This is a genomic window from Streptomyces corchorusii (assembly GCF_001514055.1).
In the GTDB taxonomy this organism is placed as follows: Bacteria; Actinomycetota; Actinomycetes; order Streptomycetales; family Streptomycetaceae; genus Streptomyces; species Streptomyces olivaceoviridis.
Genome location: NZ_KQ948355.1, coordinates 202,604 through 221,885, shown reverse-complemented (window position 1 = coordinate 221,885; position 19,282 = coordinate 202,604). Strand labels below are relative to the sequence as shown.

Genomic DNA, 19,282 nt, shown 5'->3' with positions numbered 1-19,282 from the left:
TGGTCGAGGCGTTGTCAAAGGCCGAGGAAGGCACGCGCGTTGGAGGTGAGTACCGCCGCGGACGGCCCGTGGTCGGTGGCGAAGCGGACGGGGTCGCTCTGGGCCATGTCGAACGGGTAGTCGCTGCCGCAGACGATGCCGTCCTTGGACGCGTGCGTGGTCAGCAGGCGCAGCAGACCGGGATCGTGGGTGACGGTGTCGAAGAAGAGCTCCCCGAAGCCCTCGTCCGGCGGCCGGGACGAGTGCCGGCGCACATCGCCCCGGGCGTGCCAGCCATGGGTCCACCTGCCGAGCAGCCCCGGTGCGCACCCTCCGCCGTGCACGAAACAGATCCGCAGCCGGGGCAGTTGCTCCTTGACGCCCCCGAGGAGCAGGGCGGCGACGGCGGTGGCGGTCTCCACGGGGTTGCCGATGAGGTTGGACAGGTAGTGCTCCGACCACTCCGGCCGGGACAGCTGCATCGGGTGGACGAGTACGGCCAGACCGAGCGCCTCGGCATCGGTCAGGACGTCCCTCAGGAAGCCCTGGTCCAGGGACCGGCCGTAGTGCAGGGGCGGTATCGCGATCCCCGCCATGCCCTCGGTCCCGGCCAGCCGCTCCATCTGGGCCCGGGCCTCGGCGGGCTCGTCGAGGCTGACCATCCCGAGGCCGACGAGCCTGCCGTCCGCGCCGGCGACCACCGCGGAGAGCGCCTCGTTGAACGCGGTGACGTACGAGCCCGCACCGGGCACGCCTCCGACCGGGAACGCGAAGGGCGGCGCCGAGACGACCCTCACCCCCACACCGGCCGTGCGCATGTCGCCGAGGATCGCGGCGACGTCGCTCATGGCCCGGGTCGGGATCGACAGCGGAATGTCACCGAGGTAGAGGGCGCCGTCACGGTCCCGCATGGGCCCGTACGGTGCGCCCGGGGGAAGGCTGAACAGTTCGGCGGGCAGCCAGTGGGCGTGGACGTCGATCACGCCGTCGGCCAGGGGTGCGCTGATCACGGCTGCCGCTCCCGCCGGCCGTCGGTGCCGCCGTGGATGTCCAGCGGCTGATTGGCGCTGTCCAGGTGTTCCACGGTGGTGAACACCAGGTCGGTGTCGCCGATGTTCTCGATGTCGTGCAGGAGGTATTCGCCCGGGCCGAAGGTGAAGTGCCGGGTCTCCCCGGCGGAGTAGGAGACCTCGCGGACGGTGCCGTCGTGGGTGTGCTGGCGGCTGCGTCCCGCGTTCACCGCGGTCCAGAAGTAGTCGAGGACGTGCCGGTGGGCGTGCCAGCGCTCACCCGGGGCGAGCCGGATCTCCCACACCCGGGCCCGTGGTGTCTCGCTGAGCAGCCGGGAACCGACCCGGCCGTCGTGGGAGTGCTCCTCGAACTCCTCCCGCAGAGCCGGTGACCAGCCCTCGAATCCGCTGGCCACCAGCACGCCCGCGAGGGGCAGGTCGGTGAGAAATCCGTTGTCCGTCATCGTTCCTCCGTCTTCGTCGTCGAGTTCCGCGGATACGCCCCTGGCGTCCGGCGGTGTCATCGCCCGGGGCCGTAAAGCCCGAAGCGCAGGCTCGGGTCGCCGGGGGTCCAGGTGTTGGAGAACTGGGAGCGGCTCCCCATGGCGACGACCCGTTCGAGCAGCCGGGCACTGATGTCGAGCTGGGCGGGCTCCCACTTGCGCAGGGCGGCGCCGATGTCTCCCGCGGCGGCCTCCAGCGCGGCGCTCAGCGCCCAGGCGTCGGCCGCGGCCTTGGCCGTGCCGGCCGCAGCGTGCGGCCGGGCCGCGCAGGCCGCGTCCCCGATCAGGGCCACCCGGCCCTCGGCCATCCGGGACGCCCGTACGTCCGAGACGACCTGGACGTACGGGGTCGCCGTCGACGTCACGACCTCCGCCGCCGCGGGGGAGAGCATCCGCGCCGCGGACTGCCGCATCTCGTCGACGTACCGGTCCTGGACCTGCGACGGGTGGACCGAGACGGTGCCCGGGATGCCCCGCTTGTCGATGAGCATCTCGGACAGCTCGGGCCCCTCGGGCACGTTGCGGTACCAGACGTAGTTGATGAGCCGGTCCCGCGGGCCGGTTCCCCCCTCGCCGGGGATCGGGTAGAGCGTGATGTGCGAGTGGGGGACCACCGTGTAGGTGATGGCGTTGCGCAGCAGTTCGCGGGTGTCGTCGGACAGGTCCATCTCCGGGACCGTGCCACGCCATCCGATGTAGCCGGAGTACGTCAGGGCCGCGGTGGGGTCGAAGCGCTGCCGGGCCGTGGAGGTGATCCCGTCGGCGAAGACCACCAGGTCCGCGGTCACCTCGCGTCCGCTCACGAAACGGACGGTGGCGTGCTGTTCGTCCTGGTCGAATCCGCAGGCGTACTCGCCCAGGTGGTAGTGGTCCGTGCCGAAGTCGGCGAGCAGGGCGCGGTAGAACGTGCCCCACGACGTGTAACTCCATGTCGTCCGCTCGCGGTAGACGACCTCGTTTCCGGCGCCGAGGTACTGCACCCATTCGGTGGACGTGCTCAGGTCCTGCGGGTGCTGCTCGCTGCGTTCGGTGAACCAGCGCAGGGTGTCCGGCTGGAGCACGATGCCGCTGCCGCGGCCGTCGAGGGCGGTGGGGGTGCGCTCGAAGACGTCGACCGAGAAGCCGAGGTCGCGCAGGAGGAGGGCGGTGGTGAGCCCCCCGATCGATCCGCCGACGACCGCTGCGGTGGCGCCGTCGTACGCGTTCATGAATGCATCTCCTTGGCAGTGATGGTTTCGGCCGGCGCCGGTGCCCGCTCCGGACCGGTGGGAAGGGGATCGCTCGGGAGGTCCAGCCCCCGCGTCTCGGGCGCGAAGGCCAGCCCGGCCGCCGCCGTCAGGCCGACCGCGGCGACGCACGTGGTCGCCAGCCCGAGGTCACCGCCGAACCAGGAGACGGCGATGACGCCGGCCACCAGCGGGCCCGCCGCGGTGATCAGACGGCCGACGCTGTTCGACAGCGCCATGCCGGTCGCCCGCACACTGGGAGGGAAGAGTTCGGGGCCGTAGACGAACGTGCCGGACAGCGCCCCGAACAGGCCGAACCCGACGACCGGCAGGGCGAGCAGGAACTCGGCGTAGCCGTGCTGGAAGGGGAAGAGGTAGGCGACGCCCGCGGTGGAGGCGGCGAAGCTGACGGCGAACGCCCTGCGCCGGCCGACCGCGTCGGCGAGGAACCCCCACGAGGCGTATCCGAGGACGCCGCCCGCGTTGAACAGCATGGAGGCGACCGCGACATGGCTGTCGGCCGTGTGCTGCGGCAGCCCGCCGGCGTCGGCGGCGTGGCGGATGATCTGGGGGTACCAGGTCGACACGCTCCAGAAGGCGACCAGCGAACCGGTGGCGAGTGTCGTCGCGACGAGGGTCCGGCTCAGGAAGGGCGGCGCGAGCAGCCTGCGCAGCACGAACCGGTCCTCCGGGGCGGTGTGGCCCCGCGCCTTCCGGTTCCGGCGGTCCGCGATGGCCGCCCTGATCTCCGGGGGCTCGGGAACGTACCGGCGGATGAACCAGACCAGCAGGGCGGGGGCCACGGCGATGCCCAGCATCACGCGCCAGCCCTGGCCCCCGAGGAAGTCGTACGCGAGGGCGGCGACGAAGAAGCCGGCGGCGTAGCCGGACATCATCACACCGCAGGCACGCGCCCGGTACCGGTTGCGCCACACCTCGGCCACCAGCGCGGCCCCCACCGGTGCCTCGACACCGGAGCCGAGTCCGGCGACGAACCGCAGGACGCCCAACTGCCACCAGGTGTCGGTGAACGCCGCCAGCGCGGTGAACACGGCGTAGGCGACCACGCCGGCGGACAGCACCCTGACCCGCCCGAAGTAGTCGGCCAGAAGGCCGAACAGGATGCCGCCGACGGCCCAGCCGGCGAGGAAGAGGGCCACGGTCAGCCCCCCGTACAAGCCGATTCCGCTCGCGTCCGCCCGGATGCCGCTGTGGGGGAGCAATTCGGTCATGGCGGGGCCGAGGACCAGGGCGTAGAGGCTTCCGGAGAACCCATCCAGGGCCCAGCCCATCGTGGTTCCCGCCAGAACGAGCCATTGCGTGCGGGTGATCTCCCTCGGCCATCGCGCACCGAAGTGGCGGCCGTTCGCTGTGCTCGACATGCGCGACTCCTTCGTCGGATGTGTCAGGACACGCGGTGGGTGTCGCCTCAGGGCGACGAACTCACGTTTCGGCAGGGTCAGTTGAGGCGGCCGGGCGCGGAGTTCCCGTACCAGTCGACGTCGTCGGCGGCGGTGCGCACCACGACCGTCTTGACCCAGGTGAAGTCGTCGAAGGACTCCTGGCCGGCGTCCCGGCCGGCACCGGATTCCTTGACGCCGCCCCACGGGAGGGACGGCTCCAGGCGGTGGTGGTCGTTCACCCACACCATTCCGGCGACGACGCGGTCCGCGACCCGGTGCCCCCGGGCGATGTCCCGGGTCCACACACCCGCCCCGAGACCGAACCGGTTGTCGTTGGCCATGGCGACCGCGTCGTCCTCGTCGTCGAAGGGCACGACGACCGCGACGGGACCGAAGATCTCCTCCCGCGCGACCGTCATCGACATGGTCGCGTCGGCCAGGACGGTGGGCTGCACGTAGTAGCCGCCGCCGAGTTCCGCCGGCAGCTCGGGAACGCCTCCTCCCGCGGCGACACGGGCACCCTCTTCGACGCCGGTCCCGATCAGCCGTAGGACCTTCTCGCGCTGGACCTCGCTGATCAACGGACCCAGTTGCGTGTCCGCCCGCGCGGGGTCGCCGATGCGGATGGCCGACGCACGGGAGGCGAGCGCCTCGACGAAGGCGTCGTAGGCACCCCGCTGGACGAGGAAGCGCGAACCGGCGACACAGGACTGGCCGGCCGCGACGAACGCGGCGAACGCCGCTCCTTCGGCGGCCACGCGCGGATCGATGTCGTCGAAGACGACGATCGGGGTCTTGCCGCCGAGCTCGGCGGTGACACGGGCGAACCGGGACGCGGTGGCGACCGCGGCGGCGCGCCCCGCCTCGGTCCCCCCGGTCAACGTGATCTTGGCGATGTCCGGATGCCCGGTCAGCCGTTCCCCCACGTCCCGCCCGCCGGTCACCACATGGACCACTCCGTCGGGCAGTCCGGCAGCGCGCAGCACGTCGACCAGCGCGAGCGTGGTCAGCGGAGTCAGCTCCGAAGGCTTGACCACCACGGTGTTGCCCGTGGCCAGGGCCGCGGACAGACTGCGTGCGAGGATCAGCAACGGATGGTTGAACGGCGTGATGATCCCGCACACGCCGAGCGGTGCACGCCGCTGGTACGTCAGGTAGGGGCCGTCTCCGGGCAGGACCGCGTCCCGCTGGGCGGCCAGCAGTCCCGCGTTGTACCGGAACCACTCCGGGACACGGGAGAGCTGTGCCCTGGTCTCGGTGATGGGCCGGCCGTTGTTCCGCGTCTCCAGCCGGAACAGCACCTCGCTGTTCGCCTCGATCGCGTCGGCGCAGCGGAGCAGGTGCCGGGCGCGCTCACTGCGCGGCAGGCGCGGCCACGGACCGGACTCGAAGGCCGCCTTCGCCGCCTTGACCGCCTCGTCCACTTCGGACGGTGTGTTGTCCCGTACCGAGCGGATCACTTCTCCCGTGGCGGGGTTCACGATGGCCCGGTCGCGGTGCGTGGTGGCCTCGCTCGCTGCGGGGACGGGGATCTGCGTAACCAGGGCGGTTCGCCTCCTTCAGGCGTCACACTTCGGACGAAGCGGAGAGGATGTTCCGCGGCGCGGGCACGGCCGGCGTCCGCGGGTCGGCCGGGGCACGAGGGTGTCGAACCGGAATCGCGGTTCCGGCGGCCGGACTGCGATCGAGTATTGGCCCGGGCAACGCCCGTTTCGATGTGTGGGCACACACCGTCGGAGCGGTTCGCTGTGGACCGGCACAGTCCACGGCGGGCCGTTCAAGGGGCATGCTCGGTCGGACCGTCGCCGGACCGTGAGGGGGCTGGGGGCTGGTCAGAGGATGGGCGAACGGCTGCCGGGTACGGCCGTCATCCCAGGCCGTTGACCTCGATCGCCGCCAGTGCGGCGGTGATCTGCAAGAGCGCGTCGGGTTCCGTGAGGCTCACCCCGAGCAGCTCTTCGACCCGCTTCAGCCGCAGACCGACGGTGTTGGGGTGCACGAACAGGACCTCGGCCGTTCGGGCCGTGCTCAGGCCGTGGGCGAGATAGGTGCGCAGCGTGTCCAGCAGCCGGGTATGGCGGCGCCGGTCGTAGTCGAGCACGGGCGCCAGGACGCGGTCGGCGAACCGGAGCAGCTCCGAGGGGTCCTCAAGTTGCAGGAGCAGCCCCTGCACCCCCAGGTCGCCGAGTTCCACCGTACGGTCGCGGCGGCCACGCAACTGCGTGATGGTCAGGACGCCCCGTGTCGTACGGAACGCGGCCGGGTAGTCCGCGAGGTCGGCGCACGGCCGCGACACCGCGACCGTCACGGTGATCGGCAGAGCGCGTGCGACGGCCCGGCGGATCGTGTCGGCCGCCGACACAGCCCCCGGTGCGACGTGTGCCGTCACGGGCGTCGGTCCTCCCGCGGGAACGTCCCCTCCGTCGGGGTCCGACGGCCACAGCACGACGACGTCGTCACCGTGACGGGCCACCAAGGGGCGGGGGGTCTGCCGGGTCGCCATGGCGTGGACGGCCGCCAGCACCCGGCGCGGGGTGTCCGCTCCCCGGGCGGAGCCGGATGTCACCGACTCGTCGTCCACTCGGACGACGAGCACGGAGTGCGCCCGGTGCAGATCGTGGCCGAGGCGGGCGGCCCGTGCCACGACCGTCGCCATGGCGGCCGGCTGCTGGGTGAGCAGATCGGTCAACAGCTCTCCGCGCAGCCGCCATTCGACGTCCACGGCGGTGCGTTCGCGCAGTATCTCCAGGGCGGCCACGACCGACGCGTGCTCGATGGCCCGTCGTCCGAGCGGGCCGAGTCCGGCCAGGTCCCCCGGGATCCACACCCGGGCGACGACTTCCTTGGCCAGGACGACCGCCGACGTCGCCCACGGCGTCCCGCCGCCGTCCGTCTCCACCTCGACGACCCCGGTGGCCGGTGTGTCCGCGAGCGACTGGCGCGGCGCCGAGAAGCCGTCCGGACCGTCGAACGGGTCGCCCGGTCCCGCCGTGGAGGGCTGCGCCGCCGCCAGCCTGCTCCCGTCGGCGTCCTCGAACAGAACGGGACGATCGAGCAGGGCGGCAAGCGCCTCGGCGACTCCCCGGATGCCCTCGCCGCGCAGGGCGACCTCGGTCAGCTGGCGGTGGATGTCCTCGCTGCGCCGCAGCAGGGCGTGCTGCTCGCGCAGCGAGTCGTTCAGTCCCCGCAGTTCGCCGATCGTCTGCTGTTCCCGGTCCCGCAGGCGGGCCGTCTCGATGGCGATGGCGGCCTGGTTCGCCAGGGTCGTGAGGAGTTCCTGCTCGTCGTCGGAGAACTCGTGCGCGCCGGCGCGGTAACACGTCAGCGTGCCCAGGCAGGAGCCGGAGGTCATGAGCGGTACGGCGACGATGGAACGGTAGCCCTGCTGCTCGGCGACCCCGCCCCAGGCGTAGTGGGTCTCGGCCGTGACATCACCGATGGCGACGGCCCTGCCCGTGCGGAACGCCCGGCTCGAAGGCGCCTCCCCGCACTCCCCGGCCCCGATCCGCACCGGGTGCTTGATGTTCACGCCCCTGATGTAGGCGGCCGACAGCCCGTAGGCCCCCTCGATGGTGAGGACCCGGTGCGCCGGGTCCGGCAGCAGCACGGAGCAGAAGTCGTAGCCCAGCAGCCGGCAGGCCGTCCTGGCCACGAGGTCCAGCAGTGAGCGCACGCTTCCGGTGCCGTTCACCGCCTCGGCGAGGTCCGCGATGGCACCGAGCCACGTCCTGAGATCGTCGTGGCGGTCGGCGGCGGCGCTCGTCATGAGGTGACTGTGCCATTCCACCCTGTCCCGCTCAAGACCTGGGGGTTGTCACAGGGGCTCCGGTCCCACACCCCCGCGCACCCTCACGGCCCGGATCCGTCCGTCACCGCGGTCCAGGAGCCCGGCGGCAGCGCGCGGGCGACCTGCTCTGCCGCGCGGCGCGGCGGGTCACGGCCGGGACTCCGCGGTGTCCGCGCCGGCCTGGTCGAGCGGCACCGGGACCGGTGCCTGGGGGGCAGGCCGGCCGTGGCCGAAGGCGGCCTCCACGAAGCACTGGTCATGGGCCGACCGCGCGCCGTGCCGCAGCGCGCGTTCCAAGGAGGTGCGGGACGGCGGATTGCGGCGGGACCAGCCGTCGTGGAGCAGGGACACCGCGAAACCGGCGAGGAACGCGTCACCGCAGCCCATGGTGTCGGTCATGGTCCGTGCGTCCGCGGCGCGCGCCGGTGCCGTCGCCAGGGTCCGGCCGTCGTACACGATGGCCCCCGCGAGGCCCCGGGTCGCCAGGACCATGCGCGCTCCCCGCGCCACCACGGATTCCAGCAACCGCCGCGTGGCCGCCTCGTCCAGGTCCGAGCAGGACAGCAGGGCCAGGTCGAGGTGGGGGCAGACCCGGTCGAGGTAGGCGGGGGAGCGGAACTCGTCGTCGTCGGAGAGGTCGAAGCTGACCAGAGGACCGGCCGCGGCCAGCTTGGGCAGTTCGCTCTCGGTGCGCGAGTAGACGCTGGAGTGCACGAGTGAGAACGACGCCGCGTACGCCAGCAGGGCGTCGTCCAGGACGAGCGGATCGCGCACGGTGACACCGCCGCCGTTGTAGCCGAGGAACACCCGGTCGCCGCCCTGCACATGGAGGGTGGAGACGCCGGACTCACCGTGGCGCACCACGCTGCGCTCCACCACGACGCCCTGGGCCGCCACGGCCGTACGGAGGAAGGCGCCGAGGTCGTCGTCGCCGAATACCCCCAGATAGGCGGTGTCGAGACCGAGACGGCGGGCGTACACGGCCACGTTGACGCAGTTGCCGCCCGGGTAGTCGATGCCGCGGTCCACGAAACGGTCCACGACGTTGTCGCCGAAACCGAGGATGTTCATCAGGGTCTCCAGGAGGGCGGGCGCCGCGCGGGTGCGCGGCGCCCGCTCGGGGCGTGCCGGTGCACGGGCACGGGCACGCCGGGGCGGACGGAGGTCGGGAGGGACGGACCGCGGTCAGTAGTCCATGACGCGGTAGTAGCGGCGCAGGTCCAGGGAGTGGTCGCGGACCCGCTCCAGGTGCTTGCTGACCCGGTCCATCACGGTGTCCAGCACCAGCGGCGCCAGCAGCCCCCGGAACTCGGGGCTGATGCCGGTGAGGGGGTAGTCGCGGGTGTCGAAGACGGTGACGTCCTTGGAGACGCGCCGGGCGAACGCCTCGGCCCGGTCGGTCAGCGCGCGGGTCTCGTCCTCCCCCTGGAAGACGATCACGCTGGTGTCCTCCTCCAGCAGCTCCAGCGAGCCGTGGAAGAACTCGGCGCTGTGCACCCGGGTGGTGCGCAGCCACTGCATCTCTTCGAGGATGCACATGGAGTACAGGTAGGTGAACCCCCACAGGTTCCCGCCGCCGATGAGGAAGTGGTAGTCGGTGTCCTTGTGGGCCTCGGCGAAGTCGGACGCCACCGGCTCGGCCTGCCGGGCGACCTCCACCAGGATGCGGGGCAGGCCGGCGAGTTCGTCGGCGAGACGGTCGTAGCCGGTGAACTCGCCCCTCCGGGAGAGCAGCCGGCCCATGAACAGCAGCATCTGGACGTCGAACGGCCAGGCCTTGGGCGCCGAGACCAGCGCGGTGTCCACCCGCTGGGCGACGGGGGAGTCGGGGTGGCCGGTGAAGCCGATCGTGTACGCGCCCCGCTCCTTGCAGTGGTCGATGGCCTTGAGGCTGTCCTCGGTGGTGCCGGAGACGGAGGTGAACACGGCCGCGGTCCGCTCGCCCAGCCGGGCGTCACCGGAGACGACGAGCTCCGCCGCGATGGCCGCCCGCACCGGCAGCACCGAGGTGCGCCGGGCCAGGTGCTCGTAAGGCCACATCTGCGCGTAGGTGCCGCCGGCGCCCACCAGGAGGACGTTGTCGTACCCCTCGTCCACGAGACGGTCGACGACCTCCTCGATCCGGGGGCGCAGTGCCACGAGGCTTTCCGTCTGCGCGACGAACTCGGCTTCGTTGAAAGAGAGCACGGTGATGGTTTCCTTCGAGGGGTTGTTTCCGACCGGCCGCGACCGGGCCGGTGTTCTGGCGGCGCGGCAGAGGTGTCAGGCCGCGCGGCGCCGGGCGAACAGCACGTTCGCGCCGGCGATGACGAGGCCGCCGACGAAGATCAGCGTTCCCATGACGTTGACCTGCGGGGGCACGCCGGTACGGCTGGCGCTGTACACCCACAGCGGGAAGGTGACCGTCCGGCCGGCGTTGAAGCTGGTGATGATGTAGTCGTCGATGGACAGGGCGAAGCACAGCAGGGCGCCGGAGGCCACACCGGGCAGCAGCGCGGGCAGGGTGACCAGCCGGAACGCCGTCCACGGCCCGGCTCCCAGGTCCCGGGCGGCCTCCTCCAACGTCGGGTCGTGACCCGCCATGCGGGCCCGTACGGTGATGGCGACGTACGGGATGCAGAACGCCACGTGCGCGATGACGATGGTCCAGTAGCCGCGCGGCACGCCTAGGACGATGAACAGCGACAGCAGGGCGGCGCCCAGGGCGATCTCGGGGGCCGCGATGGCGGCGAACAGCAGCAGGTCCACGGAGCCGCGCCCGCGGAAGCGGTGGCGGCCCAGGGCCAGGCCGATCGGCGTGCCCAGCAGGGTGGCGACCACCGTGACGACCAGCGCGACGGTGAGGCTGTTGACCAGCGCCGACGTCAGGTTGGGGAGGGCGAACAGGTGCCGGTACCAGGTGAGGGTGAAACCCTGCCAGGTGAAGTTCACCTTGCTGTGGGTGTCGTTGAAGCCGAACAGGACCATGACGGCGATCGGCAGCAGCAGCCAGGCCAGCACCAGCCAGGTGTACAGGGTGAGCGTGGGACGGCGGTGCGGGCGTCGGCCGGTGCGCGGCCGGGCCGCCGTGGCGGCGTCCTCGGCGCGGGTGACGGTGCCGGTGGTCATCGCGCGGCCACCTCCAGCACGTCGTCGGTGCCCAGGGCGCGGGCGTAGGCGAACACGGCCAGCAGCAGGGCGCCCATGAGGACGAAGGACAGGGCGGCGGCGGCCGGGTAGTCGAGGTTGGTGAAGTACTCGGTCTGGATGATGTTCCCGATCATGGTGGTCGAGGGGCCGCCGAGGATGCCGGCGTTGACGTAGTCGGCGGAGGCGGGCACGAAGGTCAGCAGGACGCCCGCGAAGACCCCGGGCAGGGAGAGCGGCAGCACCACGCGCCAGAAGGTCTGCGCCCGGGACGCGTACAGGTCGGTGGAGGCCTCGATCACCTTGGCGTCCACCCGCTCCAGGGCCACGTACACGGGCAGCACCATGAACGGCAGGAAGTTGTAGGTCAGTCCGCCGATCACCGCGTACGGGGTGGCCAGGACGTGGAAGCCGGCGGGCAGCAGCCCCAGGTGCTTGAGCGGGCCGAGCAGGACGCCGTTGTCGGCGAGCACCACGTTCCAGGACTGGGTGCGGATGACGAAGGAGACGAAGAACGGCAGCAGGAGCAGGAAGAGGAAGACCGACTTGTGCCGGCCGGCCCGGAAGGCGATCCAGTAGGCCACCGGGTAGCCCACCAGCGCGCAGCCGACGGTGGCCGCGGCGCCGTAGAGGAGGGAGCGGACCAGTTGCACGTGGTAGGTCTCCACCACATGGGCGTAGGTGGCGAAGTGGAAGGTCTGGCGGAAGCCGTCGATGAAGTCGCCGGTCTGCAGGGACAGCGACACCATGACGATCACCGGCGTCACGAAGAAGGCGGCCAGCCACAGCCAGCCCGGCAGCACCATCAGATACGGGGCCAGCACCGCGCCGGGGCGCCGCCGGCGGTGCGTCAGGACTGGTAGATCGGTTCGAACAGCGCGTTCCACTGCTTCTCCTCCGTTTCGTCGAGCACCCGCAGGTGGCGCAGCTTGGCTTCGTCGGCCTTGGTCGGGAAGACCAGGGGGCTGGTGCTCAGGGAGCGGAGCAGGGACCGGCGCTTGCCGTCGGCGGCGTCCGCGTCGCGCGCGATCACCGGCTGGGCGTCCGGGACGGGGCAGACGAACTGCACCGTCTCGCTGATCTTCGCGGCGACCTCGGGCCGGTAGGCGTAGTCCATGTACGTCAGGGCGTCGACGGGATGGGCGGCCGTCGAGGGGATGCACAGGTTGTCCGTCCACAGCAGTCCGCCTTCTTCGGGAATGACGAACTCCAGCCGGGAACCGCTCCGGTTGGCCTGGAAGACATCGCCGGAGTACACCAACGAGGCGTAGATGTCGCCGCGTTGGAGCGAGGACTGGTAGGTGCTGGTGCTGTAGGAGCGGACCAGGCCGGCGTCGCGCTGCTCGCGCAGCCAGGCGGCGGCCTTGCGCCAGTCGGCGTGCGTGGAGGTCTCCGGGTCGACGCCGACGGCCAGCAGGGCGACGTTGCCCAGTTGCACCGCGTCGTTCCACATGCCGACCTTGCCGCGCAGCTTCGGGTCCAGCAGGTCCTGCCAACTGGTGATCTTCCGGCCGACCTTGGCCGGGTCGTAGCCGATGCCGGTCATGCCGGACTGCCAGGGCACGGTGTAGACGTTGCCGCGGTCGAAGGAGGAGTTCTTGAACGCGGTCCCGCCGTACCGGGCGAAGTGGGGCAGCCGGCTGTGGTCGAGCGGGGCGAGGTAGCCGAGCTCGATGTACTTGGGCAGGTAGCTGTCGCCGCCCAGCACCATCAGGTCGTAGCCGATGCCCTGTCCCGAGGCGAACTCCGGCTGGATCTTGCCGAACCAGGAGGCGCTGTCGTCGATCACCTCGTCGTAGGAGACCTTGATGCCGGTCTCGCGGGTGAACGCCTCCAGGGTGGGGTGCCGGCTCTGGTCGCCGGGGTCGGTGTCGATGTACTGGGTGTAGTTGGCGAAGCTGAGCCGGCCCTTCTTCTTCCGTCCGGTCCAGAAGTCGCCGACGGCGGCGGCGATCTCGGCGGCCGTGCCGGGTACGGGCTTGCGGGCGCCGGGCACGCTGCACGCGGCGAGCGGGGCCAGGGCGGCGGCGCCGAGAGCGGCACGCAGCAGACCGCGCCGGGAACAGCGGCGCTCGGTCAGTCCGCGCAGCCAGGGCGCGGGAGGTGTGGGCTGAAGGGGCATCTTGGTCGACCTGTCGTCAGCTCGGGGTGAGGGAACCGGAGTCGGGGACCGCGCGGTCGGCGGCGGCGGACGTGGCCGGTGCGGCGGGCGTGGCGCCGAGCGGGTAGGAGTGGGCGGTGGCCCAGGACAGCCAGACGGTGTCGCCGCGGCCCGGTACGACGGAGGCGGTGCCGTCGTTGGGCTGGAAGACGGTCATCTCCGCGCCGGTGCTCGTGGCCACGGTGTAACTGGTGGAGGTGCCCAGGTAGACCACCTCGCTGACGGTGCCCCGGAGACGGCTCGCGTCCCCGGCCGGGCCGGAGGTCAGCGTGATCTTCTCGGGCCGCACGGTGAGCTGGACGTCCGATCCGGCGGTGCGCGCGGCGCCGGACGGCGGGACGGTGATGCGCTGTCCGTCGCCGAGGTCGATCACCCCGCCCTCCGGTCCGGCGGTGGTCAGACGGCCGCTGATCAGGTTCGAGGTGCCGATGAAGCCGGCGACGAACGCGGTGGCGGGGCGCTCGTACACCTCCCGCGGGCAGGCGACCTGCTCGATCAGGCCGCCGTTCATCACCGCGATCCGGTCCGACATGGTCAGCGCCTCGGCCTGGTCGTGCGTGACGTAGATGAAGGTGATGCCCACCTCACGCTGGATGCGCTTGAGCTCCAGTTGCATGGACTGCCGCAGCTTCAGGTCGAGTGCGCCCAGTGGTTCGTCGAGGAGCAGGGCGCGCGGGCGGTTGACCAGGGCGCGCGCCAGGGCCACGCGCTGCTGCTGGCCACCGGAGAGCTGGCGGGGGCGGTGGTCGGCCTTCTCGGCGAGTTCGACGGTGTGCAGGATGCGGTCGACCCGGTCGTGGATCTCGTCCTTGGGGACACGCCGGCGGCGCAGCCCGAACGCCACGTTGTCGGCGACGCTCAGGTGCGGGAAGAGCGCGTAGGACTGGAACACCATGTTGATGTCCCGCTTGTTGGCCGGGACGCCGACCATGTTCCGGCCGTGCAGCAGGATCTGCCCGCCGCTGGGCTCCTCGAATCCGGCGATCATCCGCAAGGTGGTGGTCTTGCCGCAGCCGGACGGCCCCAGCAGGGAGAAGAACTCCCCTTCGGCGATGGTGAGGTTCACCCCTCGCACGGCCGCTCCGCCGCGGACGCCGCCGAAGTCCTTGACCACGTCGACGAGGGTGATGGCCGGATCTGCGCCGACTGGTGGCGGCGAAAGGGTGTCGGTTGCCATCGCGGAGACCTCCGGGGTTCGGATAGGGGAGAGCGGGCGGCCGTCGGGCAGGGCACGTGGACGGCCGTCCGGGGGAGGGCAGGAGGATGCGTTCTGACGGGCAGGAGGGCGCCTTCTGACGGGCAGGAGGGTGCCTTCTGAGGGGGCGGATTGATAACGTTACCAACGCGCTCGTACCTTACCCACGCCCCGAGGCCCCGCGTCAATGGTTGAATGGCGGTGAATCCCACCGTCCCGTTCCCCGGCGTTCGCCGGCCCGACACGAAGAGATGCGCTCATGTCCCCTGAATCGCGGCCGAGGCGTCGCGTGACCATCCCGGACGTCGCCCGGCACGCCGGTGTGGGACAGGCGACGGCCGCACGCGTCCTCGGCGGGTACGGATCGGCGAGCGCGGCCACCCGGGAGCGGGTGCTCGCCGCCGCCGCCGAGCTGGGCTACAGCACCAACGCCGTGGCCCGCAGCATGATCAGCGGCCGGACCGACACCCTCGGAGTGGTCGTCGCCGACGTGGAGAACGCCTACTTCGCGCGGGCGGTGCGCGGCATCGCCGACGTCGCGGCCAAGGCGGGGTTGCAGGCCATCCTCGCCAACAGCGACGAGGACAGCGACAAGGAGAAGGCCGCGGTCCAGCTGTTCATCGAGCGGCGCGTGGACGGGCTCGTGGTGGCGCCGGCCGCCACCGACGACGAGCACCTCGCCCGGGCCGTCTCCGCCGGCATCCCGGTGGTGCTGCTGGACCGCGTGCTGACCGGGGCCGCCCTGGACACCGTGGTCGTCGACAACCGGGGGGCGGTGAAGGCGGCGGTGACCCGGTTCACCGAGGCGGGACACACCCGGATCGCGGTGATCACCTCGGCCATGCCGGGCGACGACGGCACCCGTCTGGGACCGGGCGCGGACATCTGGACGACCACGGAACGTGTCGCCGGCTACCGCCAGGCCCTGCGCGCGGCCGGTATCCCGCGCTCCGCGGAACTGATCCGGCACACCGGGTACGAGCGGGCCTGGGCGCGGTCGGCCGTACTGGAGCTGATGACCTCGCGCGACCGCCCCACCGCCCTGTTCACCACCGACAACGTGGCGACGCTCGGCACCCTCGACGCCCTGCTCGACCTCGACGCCCGCATCCCCGACGACGTCTCGGTGATCGGCTTCGACGACGCGGAGTGGACCACGCTCATCCGGCCGCGGCTGAGCGTCGTCAGCCAGCCCGTGCAGGAACTGGGCGGCCTGGCCGCTGACATCCTGATCCGCCGCATCAACGGAGCCGCCGCCCGCCCCCGCCGGCACACCCTGAACACGACCTACATCGCCCGTGAGTCGACCGGCCCGGTACCCGCCCGGACCCGGCGGTTGCGGGCGCCGGCGGGCTGCCCCTGATCAAGGATGCGGTGCTTGCGGGCGGCCCGGTGCCCGCTCGGACCGGCGGTTGCGGGCGCCGGCGGGCTGCCCCTGATCAAGGACTGGGCCACGCGTACGGAGCCGAGCCACCTGGAGGCCGGCGCCGCCACCTCGCTCGCCCAGGCCTTCACAGCCGCGGAGGGACGGCGCTCCGGCGCGCAGATGGTGCCGGGGCGCGGGCACCCCTGCTCCTCGGCGTCGGCCCCTACGACCGCCCCGGCTGGCGGACCCCACTGCTCGCCGCCCGCGACGCGGCGACAACCCGGCGCCCCCTCGCGCGCGACGCCGAGGGCAGGCACCCTCACCGGAGGGAGACCGGTCCTCCGAGCCTCGCCGTGGACTGGCCTCCGGGCCGGAAGCCTCCTTCGACGCCGCCGTAACGACCCCGCGCCCGCCCCGCCCGTCCGAGACGCGGCGGGCAGCTGTTCCCTGTCGCCTCATCCCTCCTGGTCGGATCCGCCTTCCGCCCGCCGCACCTGGTCTGCGAAAGAGGCGGGAGGACGCGCGGCCAGGAACTCCGGTGAGGTGGGAAGGCTGAGATGGAACTCGTGCGCGGTGGCCACGGCTACAGTGCCGGCGGTGATCTCGAAGTCGAAGCAGTGCCCTCCCTTCTGCTTCGCCTGGTCGATGAAGTGGAGGTGGTAGCCCGGCACCGACACTCCGCCTTCGTATTCCGGTGTCACGAATCCCACGAGGGTGCCGTCGATGTCCTGGAAGGCGGCGACCGCCTGGCCCTCGGTCGCTTCGACCAGCGGCGGGTACGGGCGATGCTGTTCGGCCACCGTTCTGGTGCGGACGCTGCTGAAGTGGCCGTCGACGCGCACGGCGCGGATCAGGTTGCCGCTGGGTGCGAGTTCGTCGACGACCGTCTCCACGTCGTGTCTCGTCATGGGTGCGCTCAGGTGCCGCGTCGCGTCGGGACGGAAGAAGGTCACCGCGGCGAACGGGGTGCGATCGGTGTCGGCGGCCGGGGTCACGGTCCCGTCGGCACGCAGCCGGTGGCAGACGCCGTCCAGCACGACCATCTCCCCGTCGAGTCCGTTGAACGTGCCCACCCCGAAGTCTCCGTGCTCCAGCAGCGCCGCGACGGTGACGTCGCCGTCGTACACGCCGTCGAGAAGCGCTGCCATGGTGGACGTCTGGTAGACGGTCGACGGTGGTTCCGGCGGTCCGGCAGGTGTGTGACGTGTCAGGGACGTCAGCAGACGCAGCAGCCGGTCCCGGGCGGTCTCGGTGTCGGCCATGAGGGGTCCTCCTCCAGCTCGCTGTCGGCTTCTACTCGAAGGCGTCCGAGATGAGGTGGGTGCCCAGCTCGGTGTTGCGGGAGTAGTCGACGGGGACGTCGATGATCGTGGGTCCGCGTTCCAGCAGGGCCTGGCGGAGCTCGGTGGCGAACTCGTCGTAGCTGTGGACGCGTACGCCCCGCGCGTTGAACGCCTTGGCAAAACTCACCACGTCGTAGTCGCCCAGCTCGACACCGGACGTGCGACCGTATTTCAGTTTCTCCTGGAAGCCCACCATGTCGTAGGTGTTGTCCCGGAAGATCACATGAACGAAGGACAGCCCCAGGCGCGTGGCGGTCTCCAGTTCCTGGGCCGAGAAGAGGAAGCCGCCGTCACCGGAGACGGAGACGATCTGGCTGTCGGGGCGGACGAGTGCCGCGGCCATCGCCCAGGGCAGGGCCACGCCCAGAGTCTGCTGGCCGTTGGAGAACAGGAGCCTGCGGGGCTCGTAGGCGCGGAAGTGACGTGCCATGTGGATGTACACGGATCCGATGTCACAGGCGACGGTCGCGTCGTCGTCGAGGTGGTCGCGCATGGTCAGCACCAGCGCGGCCGGATCGAGGCCGTTCTCGCTCGCGGGGGCGCGCCGGGCCTCCTCGTCGATGGCGGCCAGCCGGTCGCGCTCGGCGGACACGGCGGCCCTGGCGTCGGTGTCGAGCTTGAGCGGGCCCGTCTCGTCGGCCAGGGCGGTCAGCGTACGGGCCACATCACCGCGCAGTTCCAGGGCGGGCTGGTAGTGGTTGTCGATCTGCGCCGGCATGGAGTCGACGTGGATGACGGTGCGTGCCACGTCCGTGTTCCACAGCTGCGGGTCGTACTCCACGGGGTCGAACCCGACGGCGAGCACCACGTCCGCCTCGGCGACGACGACGTCTCCGGGCTGGTTGCGGAACAACCCGACGCGTCCGAGGTAGTGATCCTCAAGGTCGCGGGAGATGACGCCCGCTGCCTGGAACGTCTCGACCACCGGGAGGTCGCTGCCGGTGATGAACGCGCGCAGGGCGGCGCATGCCGCGGGCCCGCTGCCCCGGCTTCCCACCAGCACGACGGGACGTGCCGCGTCGCGCAGCAGGCGCGCGGCCTCCGCGACCTTCTCCGCGGGCGCTGCTCCGGTGTCCGGGACGGGCAGCAGCTTCCGGATGCTCGCTGCCGTCCCTTCGGCGGCCACGTCAGCGGGCAGGACGACGGCGGCGGCCCCGCGCGGCTCGGTCAGTGCGGACCGGAAGGCGTTGTTGATCGCCTCCGGTACGTTGTCCGGGTGCGCGACCTCGCCGGTGAACTTGGTGACCGTCGTGAGCAGGGCCGCGGCGTCCATCGACTGGTGCGTCCGCTTGAGGCGGTCCGGCCGGCCCACCGCACCGCAGATGGCCACCACGGGATCCTGTTCCGTGTTGGCGGTCAACAGACCCGTGGCCACGTTGCTGGTGCCGGGACCCGAGGTGGTGAGGGTGACGCCGGGGACCCCGGTGAGACGTCCGACGGCACTGGCCATGAAGGCGGCGTTCTGCTCGTGGCGGCACACGATCAGTTCGGGTCCGCCGTCGACCAGGGCGTCGTAGACGGCGTCGATCTTGGCACCCGGTACGCCGAACACGTATCGCACGCCATTGGCTTGCAGGCACTCGACCACGCGTTGCGCGGCCCGTGCCGGAGTCGTCGTGGGGTCGCCGGTGTGAACCATGTGTGCTCTCCTCGATGACCTCAGAAGGATGAAGCCGGCGCGAGGGCCGACTTTCGCATACCGAGATTGTGTGAGGCCGGGGTGTGCGCACACCACCGCGCTCCGTAGCGATCGGTCGGCGAAAACTTCGTCAGTCTGTAGGAGCGGGTCGCCTGGCCGACGCCCGGCAGTGGGTACGGACCCGCCGACAGACGTGCCGTCGATCAAGGTGACCGACCACAGGCGTGAACCGGTCCCACGAGGCAGGACCCGTTGAGCGGGAGTTCATCCGGACGCCGCGGTGGGAGTTGTCGCGGGGGAGGGGAGGGGCGGAAGGGGGCTTTCGCGGGTGTGACGGTCTTCTTCTGCCGTGCCAGTGGTTTCCGTGCGCCATCCGGTGGTGGATCAGGCGCTCCTCGGGCGGCTCTCGTAGCGGGGGCGCCGACAGCGGGCGTCGCGGCAGACGCCGCAGGGCTGCGCTGACCGGCGAGGAAAGCCGGGCGGGACGGGCCAAGGGCGGGCGTGCACCCGAGGTCAGGCGACGACAGCCCGCCGGACGCCGGAG

15 protein-coding genes are annotated in these 19,282 nt (G+C 71.5%); 1 reads left to right on the top strand and 14 read right to left on the bottom strand.

The annotated features are described in order from the left end of the window. Positions 1 to 14 precede the first annotated feature (14 nt). From AQJ11_RS13860 to AQJ11_RS13805, 12 genes are all read right to left on the bottom strand, one after another. A complete protein-coding gene (locus AQJ11_RS13860) occupies positions 15 to 989 on the bottom strand; it encodes an amidohydrolase family protein (protein ID WP_058079043.1) in 975 nt (324 codons plus the stop codon). Then, complete coding sequence (locus tag AQJ11_RS13855) at positions 986 to 1,453, bottom strand: cupin domain-containing protein (RefSeq protein WP_059263233.1); 468 nt, start codon at positions 1,451 to 1,453, stop codon at positions 986 to 988. Before AQJ11_RS13855 ends, AQJ11_RS13860 begins: the two co-directional genes overlap by 4 nt. A 56-nt stretch (positions 1,454 to 1,509) precedes the next feature. Further along, positions 1,510 to 2,700: an FAD binding domain-containing protein gene (locus tag AQJ11_RS13850; RefSeq protein WP_059263232.1), complete on the bottom strand. Its 1,191-nt coding sequence runs from the start codon at positions 2,698 to 2,700 to the stop codon at positions 1,510 to 1,512. Next, positions 2,697 to 4,100 carry an MFS transporter gene (locus tag AQJ11_RS13845; RefSeq protein ID WP_244218230.1) on the bottom strand — a complete coding sequence of 468 codons (1,404 nt, stop codon included), beginning with the start codon at positions 4,098 to 4,100 and terminating at the stop codon, positions 2,697 to 2,699. The genes AQJ11_RS13850 and AQJ11_RS13845 overlap by 4 nt, the downstream gene beginning before the upstream one ends. A 77-nt stretch (positions 4,101 to 4,177) precedes the next feature. Beyond that, positions 4,178 to 5,653, bottom strand: coding sequence for an aldehyde dehydrogenase (locus tag AQJ11_RS13840; protein WP_382564099.1), 1,476 nt, complete (start codon positions 5,651 to 5,653; stop codon positions 4,178 to 4,180). Positions 5,654 to 5,988: 335 nt separating this feature from the next. Continuing rightward, the gene (locus AQJ11_RS13835) at positions 5,989 to 7,794 is read right to left on the bottom strand and encodes a helix-turn-helix domain-containing protein (protein WP_425265009.1); all 1,806 of its coding nucleotides are present in this window, start codon (positions 7,792 to 7,794) and stop codon (positions 5,989 to 5,991) included. A 261-nt stretch (positions 7,795 to 8,055) separates the two neighbouring features. Beyond that, positions 8,056 to 8,979, bottom strand: coding sequence for a PfkB family carbohydrate kinase (locus AQJ11_RS13830; protein WP_059263229.1), 924 nt, complete (start codon positions 8,977 to 8,979; stop codon positions 8,056 to 8,058). Positions 8,980 to 9,093: 114 nt separating this feature from the next. Then, positions 9,094 to 10,095 carry an SIS domain-containing protein gene (locus tag AQJ11_RS13825; protein ID WP_014670361.1) on the bottom strand — a complete coding sequence of 334 codons (1,002 nt, stop codon included), beginning with the start codon at positions 10,093 to 10,095 and terminating at the stop codon, positions 9,094 to 9,096. A gap of 75 nt (positions 10,096 to 10,170) precedes the next feature. Continuing rightward, positions 10,171 to 11,016: an ABC transporter permease gene (locus AQJ11_RS13820; RefSeq protein WP_059263228.1), complete on the bottom strand. Its 846-nt coding sequence runs from the start codon at positions 11,014 to 11,016 to the stop codon at positions 10,171 to 10,173. Continuing rightward, a complete protein-coding gene (locus AQJ11_RS13815) occupies positions 11,013 to 11,858 on the bottom strand; it encodes an ABC transporter permease (protein ID WP_014670359.1) in 846 nt (281 codons plus the stop codon). Before AQJ11_RS13815 ends, AQJ11_RS13820 begins: the two co-directional genes overlap by 4 nt. Positions 11,859 to 11,884: 26 nt before the next feature. Further along, a complete protein-coding gene (locus AQJ11_RS13810; RefSeq protein ID WP_059263227.1) occupies positions 11,885 to 13,156 on the bottom strand; it encodes a polyamine ABC transporter substrate-binding protein in 1,272 nt (423 codons plus the stop codon). Between the two features lie 16 nt (positions 13,157 to 13,172). Next, on the bottom strand, positions 13,173 to 14,372 hold the full coding sequence (locus tag AQJ11_RS13805) for an ABC transporter ATP-binding protein (protein ID WP_244218229.1): 1,200 nt from the start codon (positions 14,370 to 14,372) through the stop codon (positions 13,173 to 13,175). Between the two features lie 307 nt (positions 14,373 to 14,679). Between AQJ11_RS13805 and AQJ11_RS13800 the strand changes: the two genes are divergently transcribed. Then, the gene (locus tag AQJ11_RS13800; RefSeq protein ID WP_014670356.1) at positions 14,680 to 15,753 is read left to right on the top strand and encodes a LacI family DNA-binding transcriptional regulator; all 1,074 of its coding nucleotides are present in this window, start codon (positions 14,680 to 14,682) and stop codon (positions 15,751 to 15,753) included. A 458-nt stretch (positions 15,754 to 16,211) separates the two neighbouring features. Here AQJ11_RS13800 and budA read toward each other — a convergent pair whose 3' ends face one another. Continuing rightward, the gene (gene budA, locus AQJ11_RS13790) at positions 16,212 to 17,018 is read right to left on the bottom strand and encodes an acetolactate decarboxylase (RefSeq protein WP_059263225.1); all 807 of its coding nucleotides are present in this window, start codon (positions 17,016 to 17,018) and stop codon (positions 16,212 to 16,214) included. 31 nt (positions 17,019 to 17,049) lie between these two features. Beyond that, positions 17,050 to 18,738, bottom strand: a complete 1,689-nt coding sequence (alsS, locus tag AQJ11_RS13785) for an acetolactate synthase AlsS (RefSeq protein ID WP_059263224.1) — start codon at positions 18,736 to 18,738, stop codon at positions 17,050 to 17,052. Between the last annotated feature and the right edge of the window lie 544 nt (positions 18,739 to 19,282).

Bases quoted from the DNA above. Each gene is read 5' to 3' on its own strand.
- AQJ11_RS13855 (WP_059263233.1), bottom strand. From the start codon at position 1,453: ATGACGGACAACGGATTTCTCACCGACCTGCCCCTCGCGGGCGTGCTG.
- AQJ11_RS13850 (WP_059263232.1), bottom strand. From the start codon at position 2,700: ATGAACGCGTACGACGGCGCCACCGCAGCGGTCGTCGGCGGATCGATC.
- AQJ11_RS13845 (WP_244218230.1), bottom strand. From the start codon at position 4,100: ATGTCGAGCACAGCGAACGGCCGCCACTTCGGTGCGCGATGGCCGAGG.
- AQJ11_RS13830 (WP_059263229.1), bottom strand. From the start codon at position 8,979: ATGAACATCCTCGGTTTCGGCGACAACGTCGTGGACCGTTTCGTGGAC.
- AQJ11_RS13820 (WP_059263228.1), bottom strand. From the start codon at position 11,016: ATGACCACCGGCACCGTCACCCGCGCCGAGGACGCCGCCACGGCGGCC.
- AQJ11_RS13810 (WP_059263227.1), bottom strand. From the start codon at position 13,156: ATGCCCCTTCAGCCCACACCTCCCGCGCCCTGGCTGCGCGGACTGACC.
- AQJ11_RS13805 (WP_244218229.1), bottom strand. From the start codon at position 14,372: ATGGCAACCGACACCCTTTCGCCGCCACCAGTCGGCGCAGATCCGGCC.
- budA (WP_059263225.1), bottom strand. From the start codon at position 17,018: ATGGCCGACACCGAGACCGCCCGGGACCGGCTGCTGCGTCTGCTGACG.
- alsS (WP_059263224.1), bottom strand. From the start codon at position 18,738: ATGGTTCACACCGGCGACCCCACGACGACTCCGGCACGGGCCGCGCAA.